This window comes from Cardinium endosymbiont cEper1 of Encarsia pergandiella (assembly GCF_000304455.1).
Lineage (GTDB): Bacteria > Bacteroidota > Bacteroidia > Cytophagales > Amoebophilaceae > Cardinium.
In genome coordinates this window covers 769052-787491 of record NC_018605.1, presented here as the reverse complement: position 1 = coordinate 787491, position 18440 = coordinate 769052, and the positions used below count along the sequence as shown (strand labels likewise).

Here is an 18440-nt window from a genome sequence, read left to right as displayed (position 1 = left end):
CATCAGCCCATCGTTCCACCCTATGATGAGAGGCTATTCCATACCATATACAATTTATGCAGTTCCATTCATTAGACTTAGACCACCTCAATCCCAAAGATTTTGTTATTATAAAGGGGGCCCAAACACATAATCTTAAAAAAGTAAATGTAGCCATTCCACGCAACCAGCTAGTAGTCGTTACAGGATTATCCGGTTCTGGTAAATCTTCTTTGGTCTTGGATACCCTTTTTGTAGAAGCCCAGCGTATGTATATAGAAAGCGTCAGCGCCTATGCGCGCCAATTTCTAGGTAAAATGGAAAAGCCTCCAGTCGATGCCATTCAAGGCCTTTCTCCAGCGATTGCCATTCGGCAAAATGTTGCTAATAAAAATCCCCGTTCTACCGTAGGTACCCTTACAGAGCTTTGTGACTATCTTGGCTTACTCTATGGTCGTATTGGCACAACCTATTCTCCGATCAGTGGACGACCAGTCAAAAAAGATAGCGTTTCCGATGTAGTAGACTACATTCAACAACAGCCAGATGGTACCAAGGTATGGATCCTCTATCCCATATTAGTAGCCGATCAAGCCACCTTAACAAAAAAGTTAAAGGTCGAACAAGGCAAAGGATTTACCAGAGTCATGCAAGGGAATCAACTTTTTTGGATAGAAGAGCTATTGGCAGGGAATACTTTTCTCTCATTAGACCAGCCTATTTATGGTCTGGTAGACCGTATAATAGTCACCAAAGACGATCAGACCTATTCCTATAGAATAGCAGATTCTGTTCAAATCGCCTTTTTTGAAGGCATAGGCCATCTGGTCGTAGTGCTCATTGGAGGGGAACAAAAAAAATTTTCAGATCGATTTGAATTAGACGGCATCACTTTTACCCTACCTACCGTTTCCTTTTTTAGCTTTAATACTCCCCATGGCGCTTGTAAAAGCTGCTCAGGTCTTGGGCAATTGATCGGCATAGACCCCTATAAAGTAGTACCCAATCCAGCCCTTTCCCTAGTAGAAGGTGCCATTGCTCCCTGGAGTGGTCCCATTATGCGTAAGTGGTTGGCCCCCCTTTTTGCCGCCCATGAAGCCCTTCATTTTCCTATTGACATCCCTTATAGCCACTTAACCCCAGACCAACAAAAACTGCTATGGCAAGGACATGGCGATTTTATAGGTATTGATCGATTTTTTGAGTTTTGTGCTGCCCAAACCGATAAAATACAATATCGGGTTTTGCTATCCCGTTACCGCGGGAAGACCACCTGTTTGGCTTGTCAAGGCAGTCGTCTACGTGCAGATGCCCATTACATTAAAATCCATAACCATTCGATGGTCGATCTATTGTTGATGCCCATTCATGACTTAATTCCTTTTTTTGATCGATTATCCCTTACCCCCCGCCAAGCAGCCATTTCCCAAAGAATCGTAGTAGAAATCAAAAACAGGCTCCATTATATCGCTCAAGTTGGCTTAGCCTATTTAACCCTGAGTAGACCCATTGCCACCCTATCTGGTGGAGAACATCAACGCATTAAATTGGCTACTGCATTAGGTAGTCCCCTTTTTGGTACCATGTACATTTTAGATGAACCCACCATTGGGCTCCATCCCCGTGATACCGATCAGTTGGTAGCCTTGTTGTTAAATTTAAGAAACCAAGGCAACACCGTTGTAGTGGTAGAGCATGAAGAATTGGTCATGCGTGCTGCCGACACCCTTATTGAGATAGGGCCTCAAGCAGGTTCCGGTGGCGGCACATTGGTTTTTCAGGGTTCCTTTCAATCCTTGCAGCAAGCGACCACCCATACTGCACAATACCTCAATGGCATGGCGACCATTCCATTACCCAGCCACAGACGTAGTTGGTCCCATGCTGTACATATTCAAAACGCCACCCTACACAACCTACAGCAGGTTAGCGTCACCATTCCCCTAAACGTATTAACCGTAGTAACAGGCGTCAGTGGATCAGGCAAATCTACCCTAATCAAAGACGTCCTTTATCCTGCTTTAATCCAATACCTCACCAAGCCCTCAGCCCTTGTAGCCCAGTCCGCCCTTCCATCTATCCTATTGGGAGGCGATCTAGCCGCCATTCAGGGCGTAGAGCTGGTGCACCAAAACCCCTTGGGCAAATCCTCCCGTTCCAACCCCGCTACCTATTTAGCCCTCTATGATCCCATTCGAGATCTTTTTGCCCAAACCACCACCGCCCGTTCCCGGCACTATCAATCAGGTCATTTTTCTTTTAATTCCGAAAAAGGGCAATGTCCCGACTGTCGAGGAGAAGGCCAGCAGAAGATAGACATGCAATTTATGGCAGATATTTACCTACCCTGTGGCCGTTGTAAAGGAAGTCGATTTAAAGCTGAAATAGCTGAAGTAACCTATTTTGGCCAAACCATTGTCCAAGTACTCAGCATGACCGTAGATGAAGCATTGCTTTTTTTTTCCGATCAACCGCTTATTGTCCATAAACTAAAAGGTTTACAAAAAGTAGGGTTGGGCTATATCCAATTGGGACAATCTTCCAGCTCCTTAAGTGGAGGAGAAGCCCAGCGGCTTAAGTTGGCCTATTATTTAGAAAAAGCATTAACCGATCAGTCCATATTATTTATATTTGATGAGCCCACCACCGGACTCCATATGCACGACGTAGCCCAATTCTTACAAGCGATTCACGCCTTAATCGGTCAAGGCCATACCGCCCTCGTCATTGAACATCATATTGATGTAATCAAAAGCGCCGATTGGCTGATTGACCTAGGCCCCGATGGAGGCCAGCAAGGCGGTAAAGTCGTATTTACCGGTAGGCCCGAAGCATTGATCCAACAAAACGACAACCATACCGCCCGTTATTTAAAGCAAAAAATGTAACAAATATTTGGATGGTATTTTTTTTTGTATTAGCATTGTGGTGGCAAATCTTTTTTCCAAAGTTAAAGTAGCATATTTGGATAATATATAATTATATCTTATACTTACTGTATAGGTCCATTGCAGCGTACTATTACGTGTTTAACACATTGGTTAAATTAAATAATTAACATTCAAATTAAGTCAAAATGGTTTATAAAAAAATTGGAAACAAAATCCCTTCTTTATCCAGTTTATTATTAGCTGGAGTATTACTAGGTAGTAATTGCAGCAAAGATAACAAAGAAGCGGCTGGAGAACAGACAGCAAGAAATGCGGAGCAAGGTGCTGAAGAGCAAACCCCTAAAGATCAATCGGGTAAGCCGTTGTCTAAAGATTTTATACAAGCACTTAAAAATATATATCAATATTTGTTGCGTGATGTTGCAGGTATAACTCGTTTGAAAAACAGTCCTAGTACAATTGCCCTGGACGACCTTACAGCTTCAAATGCAGCAGACAGGCTCCAAACATTTTGCTCTAAATTTGCAGATGGTACCAATATCGAAGTTTATCATCCAGATGTGAGAGAGACACTTAAAAGTATATCGAACCTTAAATTTCGTACTGGTGGAGGAATGGTTGGAATTAAGCATAAATTTGCGTATGGTACAGCTTTAAAGCGCATATCTGATGTGTGGGTTAACTTGTCTAATTACTATAATCAGATTCTAAAACTAATTGATAATGGGGCCTCGGAAAGCAAAATGGCTGAATTGTTAGGTGAGTTAGATGATTATTGTAAAAAAAACATTGGTACAGCTAGCAACCCAATTCTTAAGGATAGTACCCAATTTGTTGATTCAAAGGATTCTAAGTTACTTGATGGGGAACGGTTAGCTAGATTTTTAACTGATCAGGAATTCAGTAAATCTTTTTCTAATGATAATAAACAACGTCCACGTGAAGTAAAAGCCAAAAGTGCCTTATATGAAATGCCTGCCCTTCTCCAAGAAACACTAAAAGATGTGTGGATTATAGGTAAATCAGTTGACGACGCAGAGCGTTTGGCTAAGATAGAAAATTTAAAAACAAGGGGAGCTGGTATAAGTAATGAATGGGAGGTGAATGGGAAAGCTCCAATGCCTAAGATTGATCCTTTCCCAAATTCTAAAACTGTAACAGTAACAAGTGCAAATGATCCTTCTGTTAATGCTCCTGTTCAAGTGACCCTCTCATTCGGTCAGTTTATTACTACACTGTTTAATGGTGACAAAGCAATGGATTTTATTCATTTTATTCCTAGCCAGGATACAAACGAGCATAACCTTGAATTAGTTAGCATTAAGGCAGACGATGTAAAATTTCAACAAGTATTAAAAAAAGCTCACATCACTGGTCCAGATCGTCATGACTTTGCTGAGGCTCTAGGTCAGCACATAGAATCTCAAGATACTAAATTGACAGATTTGTTTTGCATTATAGATGTAAATGATATTCAGAATAAAATCATGAATAACATACCTAACAGTTCTGAAGAAATAGTTAATCTTGGAGGGGAAGCAAATGCTACTTTTGAAGTATCAAGTATTAAGAATGGTACCCATGCTACTACATTGCTTCAAAACGTTGTAGGAATATTAGGTAACAGTCAAATAAGTGTAAAGGAAACATTTGAGACTTGTAAAAGATATGTAGATGATCAGCAATTATATTCTGATTTTTTGAAATCTGATGCGAATATTGATCAAAAAATCACTCTTAAGGTTATTGTTAACTTGTTTAAGGATCAAGGCCAATCACAGCTACTTGTTTCCAATCAACCTGGTTCACTTGGTAAGTTGTTAGAATTTATTCGAGATGCTATTAAAAAAGAGGCAGATAAAGCTGTTGTTTATAAGGAAAATGGTAAATTTAAAACCACACCAGTAACTACCCAAATTCAGTCGTGGATACGTGAGACAGCTGCAAGGTTGAAGAAAAAGCATGATAATGCACATATTAAATATGCAGATATTACCAAAGCAACTAATAATGGTTTTAAGATTAAAGTTGTTGTTGATGGAATGATAAAAGACTATAGCTCTATAAGAAGTATTCTTACAGCTAAAGTGCCTCTTTTCTTGAATAACGAATCAGTACTACTACAAGATAAAACCTACAAAACCTATTTCCCTGACCAGGATTTACTATCTGAGAATATTAAGAATATTAATGAAAAAAAGATGAAATACGTAGATAAAAATAAAAGTTAAAGTAAGGCTTAGGGCCCAGCTGCCTAGTTATTGATCCTATTTTTTTAGGTTTAATTTTCCCAATGGGGAGCTAACAAAAGCTAGCTCCCCATTTTTTTATATCTACCCTTCAAAAAATAAGATTTTATTTTTTTATATAACCTGCTCCCTAATTTTAATAGTCTTTTCCCCCGATGTCTTTCCGCTTTATCCAATCCAATTAAAATAAGAATAATTCATATATTGTCTTTATATTTGTTTTATTCAGCAGTTTTCCACCCATTGTAGATGGTTTGTATTTTTTATTCTGTTAAACCATGCAATCTAAATCCATTAGACAAAAATTCCTCCAATTTTTTATACGAAAAAGACACCTACATCAACCCGCAGTGGCTATTGTCAATAAAGATGACCCTTCTTTGTTCTTTGTAAATGCCGGAATGAATCCCTTTAAGGATATCCTTTTAGGTAATCAACCCATTATTGCCCCTCGTGTGGTTACGGTACAACCCTGCTTACGCGCCTCCGGTAAACACAATGACCTTGAAGAAGTAGGCGTCGATACTTACCACCATACCCTCTTTGAAATGTTGGGGAATTGGTCATTTGGGGATTATTTTAAAGAAGAAGCCATTGCCTGGGCATGGGAACTACTAACAGCTGTCTATCACCTACCTAAGGAGCGTATCTATGTCACCATATTTGGAGGAGATCGCGAAGATGGCTTGCCAAAAGATGATGAAGCTGCTGCCATTTGGGGCCAATACCTCCCTGCTGCCCATATTCTTTCCTTTGCCAAAAAAGATAATTTTTGGGAAATGGGTGCACAAGGCCCTTGTGGACCCTGTTCTGAAATCCATCTGGATATCCGTTCCGACTCCGAATGTAAGGCCTTACCCGCTGCCCAATTGGTGAATAAAGGACATCCCCAAGTCATAGAGATTTGGAACCTGGTATTTATGCAATACAACCGACAAGCTTCAGGCAAATTGGTCGACCTGCCCCATAAACATGTTGATACCGGTATGGGGTTAGAGCGGTTGGCCATGGTGTTACAAGGCAAAACATCCAACTATGATACCGATATTTTTACCCCACTGATCGAAAAAATAGAGCAGATCGCTGGTAAAAGCTACCACGAAAGTACGACTATTGCAGTAGCCATGCGGGTCATTGCAGACCACCTCCGTGCAGTAGCCTTTTCCATTGCCGATGGCCAAGAACCTGGACATGCTAAAGCTGGTTATGTGATACGTCGTATTTTGCGTAGAGCCATTCGCTATGGCTATAGCCACTTGGCTATAAAAGAGCCTTTTATCCATCAATTGGTCCCTGTTTTAGCCGCACAAATGGAAGGTGTATACCCCAACCTAGCCACCGGCTATATCGCACAACTTATTCAAGCAGAAGAAGCTGCCTTCTTCAAGACATTGGTGGCGGGATTGCGCCTCTTCCACCACCTAGATCCAAGCAAGATCCACCAAGGCGTAATAGCAGGCAATGTAGCTTTTGAACTCTATGATACCTATGGCTTCCCCTTAGACCTTACTCTATTGATGGCCAAAGAGAAAGGGTTGATAGTAGATGAAGCCGGTTTCCAACAAGCACTCCAAGCCCAGAAAGCACGTGCAAAAAAAGATGCCGCCGTCTCCCAAGGCGATTGGCAAGTGGTCCATCCATCTGTTGAACCTTCTTTTGTCGGCTATGATCAATTGGATGTCACGACCTCTATTGTACAATGGCGTACCTTTACCAATAAAACAGGTATGGTCTATCAATTGGTATTAGCCGCTACCCCTTTTTATCCAGCAGGAGGGGGGCAAGTAGCCGATACAGGCGTGATCCGATCGGGTACACAGTCTATTGCAGTGGTAGATGTACAAAAAGCACATGGTTTAATTGTCCATACTGTTGATCAGCTGCCGGCTCAGTTGGAACTACCTGTAGTAGCACAGGTAGATCCCATACAACGTACCCTGGCCGCTAACAACCATACCGCCACCCATCTTTTACAGGCTGCCTTACAACAAATATTAGGTACCCATGTCGTCCAAAAAGGTTCCTTGGTGACACCCAACCTATTGCGCTTTGATTTTGCCCATCCTACCAAGTTGTCTATGACACAAATAGAAGCAGTTGAAGCGATGGTAAACCAAAAAATCAGGGCCAATATATCCTGTCTAGAACAACGTAGCCTTCCACTTCCTGAAGCCAAAGCTATGGGTGCACAAGCCCTATTTGGTGAAAAATATGGTGCAGTAGTACGGGTTATTACCTTTGATCCCGCTTATTCTGTAGAACTTTGTGGCGGTACCCATGTATCCCATACCGGACAAATTGGCTTTTTTAAGATCATCCATGAAACCGCTATAGGTACAGGCATACGCAGAATAGAAGCCCTAACCGCCCGTAATGCCCACCATTTTGTAACCCAACAATCCGCTACCTTAACCGCAGTAGCAGATCTGTTTCAACACCCCAAAGACCTCGTACAAGCAGTAGCAAAGTTGCTCTATCAAAAAAAGCAGCTCCAGAAACAGTTGAGCCGCTATCAAGCCAAAGCTGTTCAACAAATCATCCAACAACTCTCTCACCAATTGGAACAAGTCGGTGACCTTTACCTACTGATTCAAACCGTCCAACCACCCCATCCCCATGCTTTGCAACAGATTGCTTTGCACTATAAGGCCCAATATCCCAAAATATTTGTCCTATTGGCCGCTACATTTGAACAACAAGCCCATCTAGTCATATCGGTATCCGATCCATTGCTACCATACAACGATGCCCATCAGATGATGCAATCCATAGCCCCTCTGATTGGCGGTAAGGGAGGAGGACAACCTTTTTTTGCAACCGCTAAAGGCAATCATCCCACAGGTATAGCAACTGCATTACAAGCAGCAAGGAAAGCCCTCCATGAACCCATGAAATAAGAGCTTGTTTTGCAATAACCCCTTATTTAAGCTATAGATCGGCCATCTATACCTTATGAAATTTTGTGTATGATAAGAGATTTTTTTAAATTTCTACCAGGGGCATATAACTTCTGGGAAATGCCTTTTAATTTAAGACTATTTGAACTTATGGACCAAAATATAATAGATATTACAGATGCGCAGTTTGATAAAGTAATTAGCCAACATAAACTTGTTTTAGTAGATTTTTGGGCGCCTTGGTGTGGCCCTTGCCTACAACTTGCGCCTGTGATAGAACAGATTGCTACCATTTATAATGGTAAAGCATTGGTTGTCAAGCTTAATATAAGTGAAAATAGTAAAACCCCTTCTAGATATTTTATCAGTACCATACCTACTATGTTGTTGTTTTATGAAGGTCAGCAGGTAGATCGTTTGGTAGGGAATCTCCCTATTACGCAAATTCAGCCCTCTTTAGACAAATATTTGCCTTAGTAGGGGGCTTGTTCTCATCTATTCCTCAGGTACTTTATTTTTATGAAAGATTGTATTGGTCTTTTTTTGTCCTTAATCTTATACATGCAACGTTGCAATAGTCTATTATTTGTGCACATAGCTGCCCATATTATTATACCCAATACATCCTCCATACCCTTTTTCATCCATGCATCCCATTACTAAAAATCTAAAAAGCTTTATTCTGCATTTTGTAGCACCATTCAAGTGGCATTTCATATCCATGGCTTGTTTTCGAGTCTGTTTTGTACTTGATAATTTGGTAGTCCCCTATGCCTTTAAAATACTCGTCACACGACTTACCGCATTAGACAAAAATAGAACAGATAGCTGGATAAAGCTGGCTGGTCCGTTGATCCTTTTGTTAGGGATCATTGGGCTAATAGAGGTTTTATTTCGTCTATTTGACTATATGAAAGTCAAAACTATCCCTGGTTTTGAAGCAAAAGTACGTACATGGATTGTGCGCCGTTTGCAAGGCTATTCCTATCAATTTTTTACAGCCCATTTTTCTGGTGATTTGGTAAAACGGATCAATGATTTAACTGATGGCATTAGTCAAGTTATGATGATGATTATTTCTTCATTTTTGCCTACATTTTGCACTATGTTGGTAGGTGTCATTTCTTTTGCCTATATACATCCGATTTTTGGTGGCGTATTAATGGTTTGGTTGATACTCCATACCGCTACTTACTTTTTTGCTTCAAAAAAGTGCAGCCGTGTTATAGCATTACATGCAGAAAAGGTAAGCCAATTGTCTGGTAGTATAGTAGATGGCTTTACAAATATATTAAGTATAAAACTTTTTGCACCTAAAAATCAAGAAATTACTCATTTATTAGCCCCACAAGCAGCAGAAAAGGAAGCACATAAAAAAGCCTTAAGGCTTATTATGCGTCTACATTTTATCATTAGTGGTCTTTCTATGGGATTTATGGGCATAGGGATGATTGCTTATGTGATCTATTATTGGCAACTGGGTAAGCTTTCCATTGCTGATGTCACCTACATTTTTTATGCTGGTAATAATATGTGTAATTTGGTTTGGGTCTCTGTAGCGGAATTTCCTGATTTTCTTGAAGAAATTGGCTATTGTCAACAAGCTCTAAAATTATTACAAAAAGAACATGCTGTGCTAGATGCATCCAACGCCTCTGTACTTAAATGTCACTCAGCTGCTATTGCATTTCAAAATGTTTCTTTTTCCTATGGGGCAGATAACCCTATATTTCAAAATCAAACCATTGCTATAGCGCCTGGTGAAAAAGTAGGATTGGTAGGTTTATCGGGTAGCGGAAAAACTACTTTTATCCATTTATTACTCAGATTTTTTGAGCCTGATGAAGGTGTAATTACCATTGATGGGCAAGATATCTCCACCGTTACCCAAGCATCATTGCGTGCTGCTATTTCTGTTATACCCCAAGATACCACGCTTTTTCATGCGTCTATTTTAGAAAATATTCGTTATGGGCGTAGGGACGCAACAGATGATGAAGTAATGGATGCTGCTAAAAAAGCAAAGTGTCATGAGTTTATTATCCATCTATCAAAAGGGTACTATACTTTAGTTGGAGAAAGAGGATCAACCCTTTCAGGTGGGCAGCGCCAACGGATCGCGATTGCACGTGCTATATTAAAAAACGCCCCTATTTTCATCTTAGATGAGGCCACTTCTGCATTGGATGCCGTTACTGAAAATGAAATACAAGAAAGTCTTGCTACCATTATGGTCGATAAAACGGTTATTACGATTGCCCATAGACTAACGGTTTTGGCGGCAATGGATCGACTGTTGGTATTTAATAGCGGTAAAATAATTGCCAATGGCCCCCATAAGATGCTCTTAAAGACTAGTCCCTTCTATGCAAATATGTGTAGGTTACAGTTTGATGGGGCCCTATAAAAGGTACGAGAAAGAATGGATATTGATTTGATCAACAAATCAGTAAAAAACGTTGTATCATCTATTGATAAGAAGTAATGGCGTTTGTCTCTGTTCCTGCTTGTAATTTTTCTGCATGATCTGCCACACGTAGAGCTTTGATCATATCCAATATAGTGCCATCTAATATAGCCGTTAAATTATGTTCAGTATAGCCAATCCGATGGTCTGTTGCACGGGCTTGGGGGAAATTATAGGTTCTGATTTTATCTCCTCTTTCTCCATGCTTAACCATAGACCTTCGTTCTATACCAATAGCCTCCTGTTGCTTTTTAACTTCCATATCATAGAGGCGAGAACGCAATACCTTTAAGGCTTTTTCATAGTTTTTAATTTGTGATTTACCATCTTGACAGGATACGACAAGCCCAGTAGGTATATGGGTCAGGCGAACGGCTGAATAGGTAGTGTTTACCGATTGACCACCTGGACCAGAAGAACAAAAAGTATCCTTCCGTATGTCATTTAAATCTAAGTGAATTTCGACTTCTCCTGCTTCTGGCAACACCACTACACTAGCTGCTGAGGTATGTATACGGCCTTGTGTTTCCGTAGCAGGCACTCGTTGTACACGATGTACACCAGATTCATATTTCATAAGGCCATATACATCTTCACCAGCTATAGTACAAACAATCTCTTTCCATCCACCAGCTGTACCTTCTATGGTATATACAGTCGAAAAGTTCCATTTCATTTTTTCCGCGAAACGTTTGTACATTCGAAAAAGATCACCTGTAAAAATGGCGGCTTCATCTCCACCAATACCAGCTCGAATTTCCAAAACAATGTTTCTGCTGTCATTCGGATCACTTGGGGTAAGTGCCTCACGCAATTGGCCTTCTAAATGGACTTTTTTGTCTAGAGCAGCCGTTAATTCTTGTTTGGCAATCTCACGAAAGTCTTCTTCTTTTTCAATATTTAATACCTCTTTTGCTTCTTTTAGATTTTCTAATACCCGTTCATAGTGGTTGTATAAATCGACAATTTTGGATAGCTTGCTATATTCTTTATTGAGTGCTGCATAGGCCTTTATATCATTTAAGGCCTCTGGTTGATAAATCGCTGCTTCTACCTGAAGAAACCGCTTTTTAATGGATTTTAATTTTTCAATCATATGATCCTGATAGGTGGAAAATCCAAATATAGCTTATAGTACTCGGTTAAAATATTTTATGCACCATCCATTTAGCCGTGTCGGTATAGTATAAAAAGGTGTATTTAATAGATACTTTTAGATACTTGATAGAAGCTTGGTTTGGCCTAATCAGCGATAAGTAGCATTAGATAAGAAACGGTAGGCTATTGAACAAATTTGCCTTGCTAATGGCTTTGCGACAAGCTTTAATAGACTTTAATGCACTACGCTTTAAGCTACTTTTTCCACAATAGCATCAAATGCATTTGGATGGTTCATAGCCAAGTCGGCCAATACTTTTCTATTTATATCCATATTACTTTGCTTAAGCTTACCCATAAATTGGGCATACGCCATACCATGTAGACGAGCTGCTGCGTTGATGCGCTGTATCCATAAACTTCTTATGGTTCTTTTTTTTGTTTTTCGATCTCTATAAGCATATAAGAGCCCTTTTTCAACTGCGTTTTTGGCTACGGTCCAAACATTTTTTCTTTTGCCCCAATAACCCTTTGCTAATTTTAATACCCGCTTTTTACGTGCCTTTGAGGCTACCGAGTTAACTGATCTTGGCATGTGTACATTCTAATTTAGAAGTTGATAGTATCTATAAAACTACAGGACCATAGATACTGTAGTGGCGGCATAAAGGCACATTAAATGACTAGCAATTTGCGAATGGTTGGTGCATTCGCTGCATGTACGAGTGTGCTATGGGTAAGTTGCCTTTTTTGCTTGGTGCTTTTAATTTTTTTTGCCAAGCAATGGTTCTTAAAAGCATGCTTCCGTTTGATTTTACCTGTACCGGTTACTTGAAATCTTTTTTTTGAACCTGAATGTGTTTTAACTTTTGGCATATCTTTGGTTATGACAGAGGTTTAATGGCTTAGTGATGGTAACCCATCTATGCGCTTATGATTTTCTGCTAATGGCTGAGCCATCTGGTCAGGTGCTTAGACTACTGCGCACAGATTACAAATCGCAGCTGCTTTTCCTACTTATTCCTATACAACCCTCAAATATAGTGAAAAAGATGTAAATAAAAAGAAAATTTTATCAAAAATAAGCTTATTTTTTATGTATTAGGGGCGCTATGGTTAGACTCATTTTTTTCCCTTCTAGTTTAGGAAGTTGTTCTACCTTTCCATAAGTTTCTAACCCTTGGGAAAACCTCAGTAAGATTAATTCACCTCTTTCTTTAAACATAATTTCCCTACCTACAAATTTAACACAAACTTTCACTTTAGCACCAGTTTTTAAGAAGTTAATGGCATGCCTTAACTTAAAATCAAAGTCATGATCGCTGGTATTGGGACCAAAACGAATCTCCTTTATGATAACTTTTTGTGCATTATTTTTTATTTCTTTGTGCTTTCTTTTTTGCAAGTATTTAAACTTAGCATAATCCATTACTTTACAAACCGGAAAATCAGTTGCTTTTGTAATTTCTACTAAGTCAAGCGCTTGGGATGCTGCAATGGCTAAAGCTTCACGGATGCTATAGACACCAGTAGTGACATTATCCCCAACCAAACGAACTTCTGATGCAGTGATGCGCTCATTTACGTTGAGCGTTTCTTTTATTGTATTTTTCAAATGGCCAAGTATTGATTATGGTCTGTTGTACGGAATGTGTTTAGTTGCGGTAGCATTTTTTTGCTATGCGACACCACATAATATACAAATATCTAAACAAGTTTTCAATAAATCAAATCAAAAGAATCGATATTTTTGTGGCCATTTTAGCTTACATTTTTTGGGGTGCTGTTCGGACGGCATATCAAAAATAATCCTAGGATAATCCACGGTATGCTAAGCCATTGTCCCATGTTAAGCCACATATTGTTTTCAAATGCAACTTGATTTTCTTTATAAAATTCGTTCAAAAAACGGAGTGAAAAAGCGACTACTGCAAAAAATCCAAAGAAGCGACCGGGTACTAACATTTGACCTTTTTTATACCACAATAAGAATAGTATCATAAATACCAAAAAGTAGGAGCATGCTTCATAAAGCTGTGCCGGGTGCCTTGGAATGGCCCAGGTGGATACACTGGTTTGATAGCTTCCATTTTGTTTTTCTAGTGTGTAAGATAGGGGGCTACCATACGGTTCATATATATGAGATGGTGGGTTAAAATAAGTCATTCGAATCAACTCATCTTTTAAGTCCTTTTGAAGAAAATTTTTAATGCGCATTTCATCTGTAATGGTCTTTTTAAAGGTAATGGCTAATTCAATGGGTGGGTAGTTGCCTTTTATAGGTGGTCTGTTTGCAGTGGTTGCTTTACGTATCACTAAATTTTGAATGGTCGAGTCATACTTCTTGCATAGATGGTCATGCAAATCTCTAACAAATATTACGCCATAGTTGGATCCCGTAGGTTGGCCAATAATTTCAGAATTCATAAAATTACCTATCCGGATGATGGCACAGCCTAAAGCACCTAAAATGACCAAATGGTCTGCTAGCCATAAAAACGTTACAGTGGGCCGACGGTTTGTTAAATGGATACGAAGAGGAAAAAGGGAAACAGTAAGCCGTTTTACATATAAAAAAATAGCAAATATAATGCCAATAGCAGCGCCATGACTTGCCAACCCCCGAAACCCTGTTATTTCAAATTTAGGGGAGAAGGTAACAGGTAAGAATATTTCTAATAGGTGGTGTTGATAGTAGTCCCATTCATAAAAAATAACATGGCCTAAACGGGCCCCAAATAGTACGGCCAAAGCAATATAATTTGGAAGTGATTCAGCTTCTGCGCTGTCTTTGCCAACTTTGGCAAACATATAATGTAAAATAGGTATGCCTGCCAACACAACGGTACCAAAAAGTAAATTATACCAACGAAGGGTTAAAAACCCTTTGGTAAACAGCACTGGAGAGCAATCCCATATAATTGCATTGGAAATCAGCATGATAAGTTAAATAAAATTAATAAGATTGCGTAAAAAAATTTCTAATATAGGATACGGACGATATCTTTTACAACCCATTTTAGCCATTCAGGGCTTAACCATATCGACCCTATAGACAAAAGTCTAGCTATTTAGAATCCAATCTACTAGTAGACGTACTCCAAAGCCTGTGGCACCTGCATGATGGTAAGCCCATGCTTTTTCAGTCCAGACCGTACCTGCGATATCTAAGTGTGCCCAAGCTGTTTTTTTAACAAATTGTTTTAAAAATAGAGCCGCTGTAATAGATCCTCCCCCTGGTTTTTTGCCTGAATTGCACATATCTGCAATAATAGAATGCATATATTCAAAATAAGCGTCTTCTAGTGGCATTTGCCAAATTTTTTCACCTGTTCTTGGAGCAGCAGCCATCAGGCTGTTGATCAATGGTTGATCGCTGCCAAATATACCTGCCATACGTGTGCCGAGTGCAACGACCATAGCGCCTGTTAAAGTAGCTAGGTCTACAATCGCATCTACTCCGAGCCCTTCTGCATACACCAATGCATCTGCTAGGGTAAGTCTTCCTTCTGCATCTGTATTGTCTATTTCAATGGTTTTACCATTAGAAGCAGTTACGATATCTCCAGGCTTGGTGGCATGCCCATTAATCATATTTTCTGTAGCAGCAACAATAAAGTGAATCTCTTTATTGGGTTGTATGGCGCCAATAACATCTGCTGTGCCAAGCACTGCTGCAGCACCGGCCATATCATATTTCATTAATTCAATTTGCGAATTGCCAATCTTTAGATTAAGCCCACCGGCGTCAAAGGTAACACCTTTGCCTATAAGGGCAATTTTTTGAAAAGGAGATCGGGTATCAAATGATTTAGGTTTATAACAGAGATGAATAAATTTGGGTGGTGCGCTAGAACCTTGTGTAACGGAAAGATAAGCCCCCATACCTAAGCGTTGGCAATCCTCTTTTTCTAATATATTGATATCGAAGTGATGCCTTTCAGCTAATGCAATGGCGGTTTTAGCCAAACTAGACGGGGTAACATGATTGGCAGGAGCGTTTACCAGGTCTTTTGCCAGATTAACCCCTTTTACAATTTTTTTTGCCAATTCAATGGTTGAGCCATCCGGTATGCCATTTAAAAAGTAGACCTTTTTCAAATAGGTAGTTTTCGTATGCTGCTGGGATTTAAAACGTTCGTCTACATAAGCAGCCAATAAAATACCTTCAGCAAAAGCTTTTAAATGCATTTTATCGTTGCGTAGTGTGGTAAAATCGATGATTACAGATGGACTGTGCAGCTTAATACATGCGCTATAAACTATGGCTGCAGCTTGTCGAATGGATTCATCACCAATGGCTTCCTGTTTTCCTAACCCAATCAATATTACTTTCCCTATGGTATGAAAACAGTTGGCTGTAGCTACTTCCCCTTGTTTGGCTGTAAATTTAGATTCTTTTATCAAGGGTGCGATAATATCATGGTAAAAAGGCTCATGGACCAGATGAGCCGTATCGGCCGAAGCGCCATTGCTTTCAAAAATGCCAAACGCGTAACAGTTTTGTGCTACTGGTGATGGTTGGCTACTCAAAAATTCAAATTCAGGATAGTGCATAGTAGTTGCTTTAAGTAGTGGTTTAAAATGCACATAAATGCATTGTGCTTTATGACTTAGGTCGGTAGGAGATTGACTTTTCCTACGACTTTTTAAATATACACAAATAATTAAAGAATAGATACTTGCTTGGAAGCTATTAAAAATGGCCATTTTTTTGACCGATGCTCTTTACAAAAGGGGACCGCTTTGATAAACTATTTTTAGTTGTGCTATAGGGGCAGCTCCCCCATATCATCATCGTCTTCTAGTCTATTTTGTGGCATATGATTGATAACATGTACCCCTTGCTCTTTAGATTTTATACCACCTAATAATACCAACTGTTGACCCACAATCTGTATCATATATTTTTGCCCACCCTCTTTATCCGTATAGCACCTGTGTATTAACTTTCCTTCTATATATACCTGTTGACCCTTGGTTAAATATTGGGCTGCCACTTCTGCATGAGGCGTCCAAAGTACTATTTCATGCCAATCGGTATGATTTATTTTTTGACCTTCTTTTGTTTTGTAGCTATCATGCGTTGCTACAGTCAGTTGTACCCGCATGCGCCCATTTTCTAAGTGGCGTATTTCTGGCGCTTTACCTAGGTTACCCAAAATTATCACTTTGTTAACACTTGCCATGTTGGTGGTGCATAATAGAAAAAATAGTTTTTATTGCTGATTAATTTAAGACCTTAGTGAGTAAGTTGCAACTGCTTAGTGGCAGCTTCGGAACCATTTATATCCTTTGTGTTTAGAAGAATAACCTTTGGGACCATTATTTTTGGACCCTTTGCAAAAGGGTCTCAGCAATAAGCCATCCTTGATCTTTTCTTACTTCAAGTGAACGTTGGATGATAAAAGTAAGCAGTTGGGTAGGGTGGAGGCCAATTTCTGCTGCTTGATGGAATAAAAAGGAAGCGGGATGCATACCAGCCGTAGTATTGGGATCATTTAATATGATTTCATTATCATCAGTGATAAAGCCATCTATACGGGCATACACTTGACAATCTAGCAGTTGGAAGAGGTTAATGGCCTGCTTTCGGATGCGCTTGAGTAAGGCAGTAGATAAGACCATAGGGGTTTGTTTCCGTACTATACCGGGCAAATATTTTGCTCTATAATCAAAATGAACCTTTCCCTTGACCATTTCAGTTGGGGGGAGTGGAATGGGATTTCCTTTTTCTGCTTCTAGTATCATACAAGAAAATTCTCTTCCTTGAATAAAGGCTTCAATTATTATAGACGTTTCTGCTTGTGTGCTGATTAATAAGATAGGTGGTTGTTTCTTTTGAAAATAAAGTTCTAGGTAGTCTAGTAAGGTATAAGGCGTATAGAAAATTTGGTCATCGATTCGTAAGGGAAATCCCATGCCTTCACGTACATCTATAAGGCTAGCCAACCAATTTTTTATCTCTTTTCGTGTATAACTTTTCCATTGATCATAGCTTATTGCTTCCATAAAAAATGCCTTATGGACCGCATTGATAAAGGCATCAAGTACAGAGTGTTCTATAATGGTCACCCCTATAGAGGAGCCTTGTCTACTGCTTTTCACCACGAAAGGTAAGCCAAGGGTAGCGGTTATTTGATCGAATAGCTTTTTTTTGTCATCTGTACGGAGCCATTCTTTTTGGGTTAAACTGACAGAATGGGGCAGTAGAAAACCTGATTGCTGTAAAAGCTTTTGTTGAAATACTTTGTTTATGGCTAGTGCAGATGGTAGGATATCAGATCCTGTATAGGGGATCTGATACCATCTTAATAGTCCTTGTATGGTGCCATCTTCTCCGTAAGGACCATGTAAGCAGAGAAAAGCTATATCAAAGTATTTAGAAAAATCAGTAGGATCTATTTTTTTTCCTATTTTTTCTATAAATCGCTCGTGGCTTTCAGTAGTGGGTAATGACTCTATGTACAGAGGAATCCCCCAAAAATTAGCTATAGTAGCAGATGGATAGAATTCCCGAATGGTACCCTGGTAAAGGTATTGCTTATGCAGTAGAATAAAATTCCCCAAACTATCTACAAATATAGGGAGTGGTTCAAATTTTTTTCGATCTAAATGGTCATAAACAGTGCGCCCCCCTGCAAACGAAATTTCACGTTCTCTCGATATTCCTCCAAAAAATATGGCTACTTTTATTGGGGTTAATACAGCGTTCTCCACGAGAAGATAAAATTAGGATCAATGGGTAATATTACTTTATGTGCGATTAGAAGCCGCTGTAAGCTATTTTTGGGCCAGTAATTTTTTACAAGCATCTGTTTTGTTTTCCCGAATAGGCTAGCTTATACAACGATCTGCT

General features: G+C 39.5%; 13 protein-coding genes. 5 read left to right on the top strand and 8 right to left on the bottom strand.

The features are described 5' to 3' along the window. Positions 1-56 precede the first annotated feature (56 nt). From uvrA to AL022_RS03465, 5 genes are all read left to right on the top strand, one after another. Complete coding sequence (gene uvrA, locus AL022_RS03485) at positions 57-2867, top strand: excinuclease ABC subunit UvrA (RefSeq protein ID WP_014934900.1); 2811 nt, start codon at positions 57-59, stop codon at positions 2865-2867. A gap of 188 nt (positions 2868-3055) precedes the next feature. Next, entirely contained in the window at positions 3056-5101 is a 2046-nt protein-coding gene (locus tag AL022_RS03480; protein ID WP_014934899.1) for a hypothetical protein, read from the top strand. 296 nt (positions 5102-5397) lie between these two features. Continuing rightward, positions 5398-8016: an alanine--tRNA ligase gene (gene alaS, locus AL022_RS03475; protein ID WP_014934898.1), complete on the top strand. Its 2619-nt coding sequence runs from the start codon at positions 5398-5400 to the stop codon at positions 8014-8016. A gap of 69 nt (positions 8017-8085) precedes the next feature. Further along, entirely contained in the window at positions 8086-8493 is a 408-nt protein-coding gene (gene trxA, locus AL022_RS03470) for a thioredoxin (RefSeq protein ID WP_242388178.1), read from the top strand. Between the two features lie 169 nt (positions 8494-8662). Then, entirely contained in the window at positions 8663-10423 is a 1761-nt protein-coding gene (locus tag AL022_RS03465) for an ABC transporter ATP-binding protein (protein ID WP_014934896.1), read from the top strand. A 61-nt stretch (positions 10424-10484) separates the two neighbouring features. Here AL022_RS03465 and prfA read toward each other — a convergent pair whose 3' ends face one another. The 8 genes from prfA to AL022_RS03425 all read right to left on the bottom strand — a co-directional run bounded on the left by prfA (position 10485) and on the right by AL022_RS03425 (position 18301). Next, entirely contained in the window at positions 10485-11579 is a 1095-nt protein-coding gene (prfA, locus tag AL022_RS03460; protein WP_014934895.1) for a peptide chain release factor 1, read from the bottom strand. A 252-nt stretch (positions 11580-11831) separates the two neighbouring features. Further along, entirely contained in the window at positions 11832-12176 is a 345-nt protein-coding gene (rplT, locus tag AL022_RS03455) for a 50S ribosomal protein L20 (protein ID WP_014934894.1), read from the bottom strand. Between the two features lie 80 nt (positions 12177-12256). Continuing rightward, positions 12257-12457, bottom strand: a complete 201-nt coding sequence (rpmI, locus tag AL022_RS03450) for a 50S ribosomal protein L35 (RefSeq protein ID WP_014934893.1) — start codon at positions 12455-12457, stop codon at positions 12257-12259. Between the two features lie 211 nt (positions 12458-12668). Then, positions 12669-13196 (bottom strand): translation initiation factor IF-3, encoded by a 528-nt coding sequence (infC, locus tag AL022_RS03445; RefSeq protein WP_014934892.1) that lies wholly within the window; start codon positions 13194-13196, stop codon positions 12669-12671. A gap of 146 nt (positions 13197-13342) precedes the next feature. Further along, positions 13343-14521, bottom strand: coding sequence for a prolipoprotein diacylglyceryl transferase (locus AL022_RS03440; RefSeq protein WP_014934891.1), 1179 nt, complete (start codon positions 14519-14521; stop codon positions 13343-13345). 123 nt (positions 14522-14644) lie between these two features. Further along, positions 14645-16291 carry a leucyl aminopeptidase gene (locus AL022_RS03435; RefSeq protein WP_014934890.1) on the bottom strand — a complete coding sequence of 549 codons (1647 nt, stop codon included), beginning with the start codon at positions 16289-16291 and terminating at the stop codon, positions 14645-14647. Between the two features lie 59 nt (positions 16292-16350). Next, on the bottom strand, positions 16351-16770 hold the full coding sequence (locus AL022_RS03430) for a single-stranded DNA-binding protein (RefSeq protein ID WP_014934889.1): 420 nt from the start codon (positions 16768-16770) through the stop codon (positions 16351-16353). A gap of 136 nt (positions 16771-16906) precedes the next feature. Then, positions 16907-18301 (bottom strand): D-alanine--D-alanine ligase family protein, encoded by a 1395-nt coding sequence (locus tag AL022_RS03425; RefSeq protein WP_014934888.1) that lies wholly within the window; start codon positions 18299-18301, stop codon positions 16907-16909. Positions 18302-18440 lie beyond the last annotated feature (139 nt).

Coding starts and splice junctions, on each gene's coding strand:
- AL022_RS03440 (WP_014934891.1), bottom strand. CDS start 14,521: ATGCTGATTTCCAATGCAATTATATGGGATTGCTCTCCAGTGCTGTTT.
- rpmI (WP_014934893.1), bottom strand. CDS start 12,457: ATGCCAAAAGTTAAAACACATTCAGGTTCAAAAAAAAGATTTCAAGTA.
- alaS (WP_014934898.1), top strand. CDS start 5,398: ATGCAATCTAAATCCATTAGACAAAAATTCCTCCAATTTTTTATACGA.
- rplT (WP_014934894.1), bottom strand. CDS start 12,176: ATGCCAAGATCAGTTAACTCGGTAGCCTCAAAGGCACGTAAAAAGCGG.
- AL022_RS03435 (WP_014934890.1), bottom strand. CDS start 16,291: ATGGCCATTTTTAATAGCTTCCAAGCAAGTATCTATTCTTTAATTATT.
- prfA (WP_014934895.1), bottom strand. CDS start 11,579: ATGATTGAAAAATTAAAATCCATTAAAAAGCGGTTTCTTCAGGTAGAA.
- AL022_RS03430 (WP_014934889.1), bottom strand. CDS start 16,770: ATGGCAAGTGTTAACAAAGTGATAATTTTGGGTAACCTAGGTAAAGCG.
- uvrA (WP_014934900.1), top strand. CDS start 57: ATGCAGTTCCATTCATTAGACTTAGACCACCTCAATCCCAAAGATTTT.
- AL022_RS03480 (WP_014934899.1), top strand. CDS start 3,056: ATGGTTTATAAAAAAATTGGAAACAAAATCCCTTCTTTATCCAGTTTA.
- AL022_RS03465 (WP_014934896.1), top strand. CDS start 8,663: ATGCATCCCATTACTAAAAATCTAAAAAGCTTTATTCTGCATTTTGTA.
- trxA (WP_242388178.1), top strand. CDS start 8,086: ATGATAAGAGATTTTTTTAAATTTCTACCAGGGGCATATAACTTCTGG.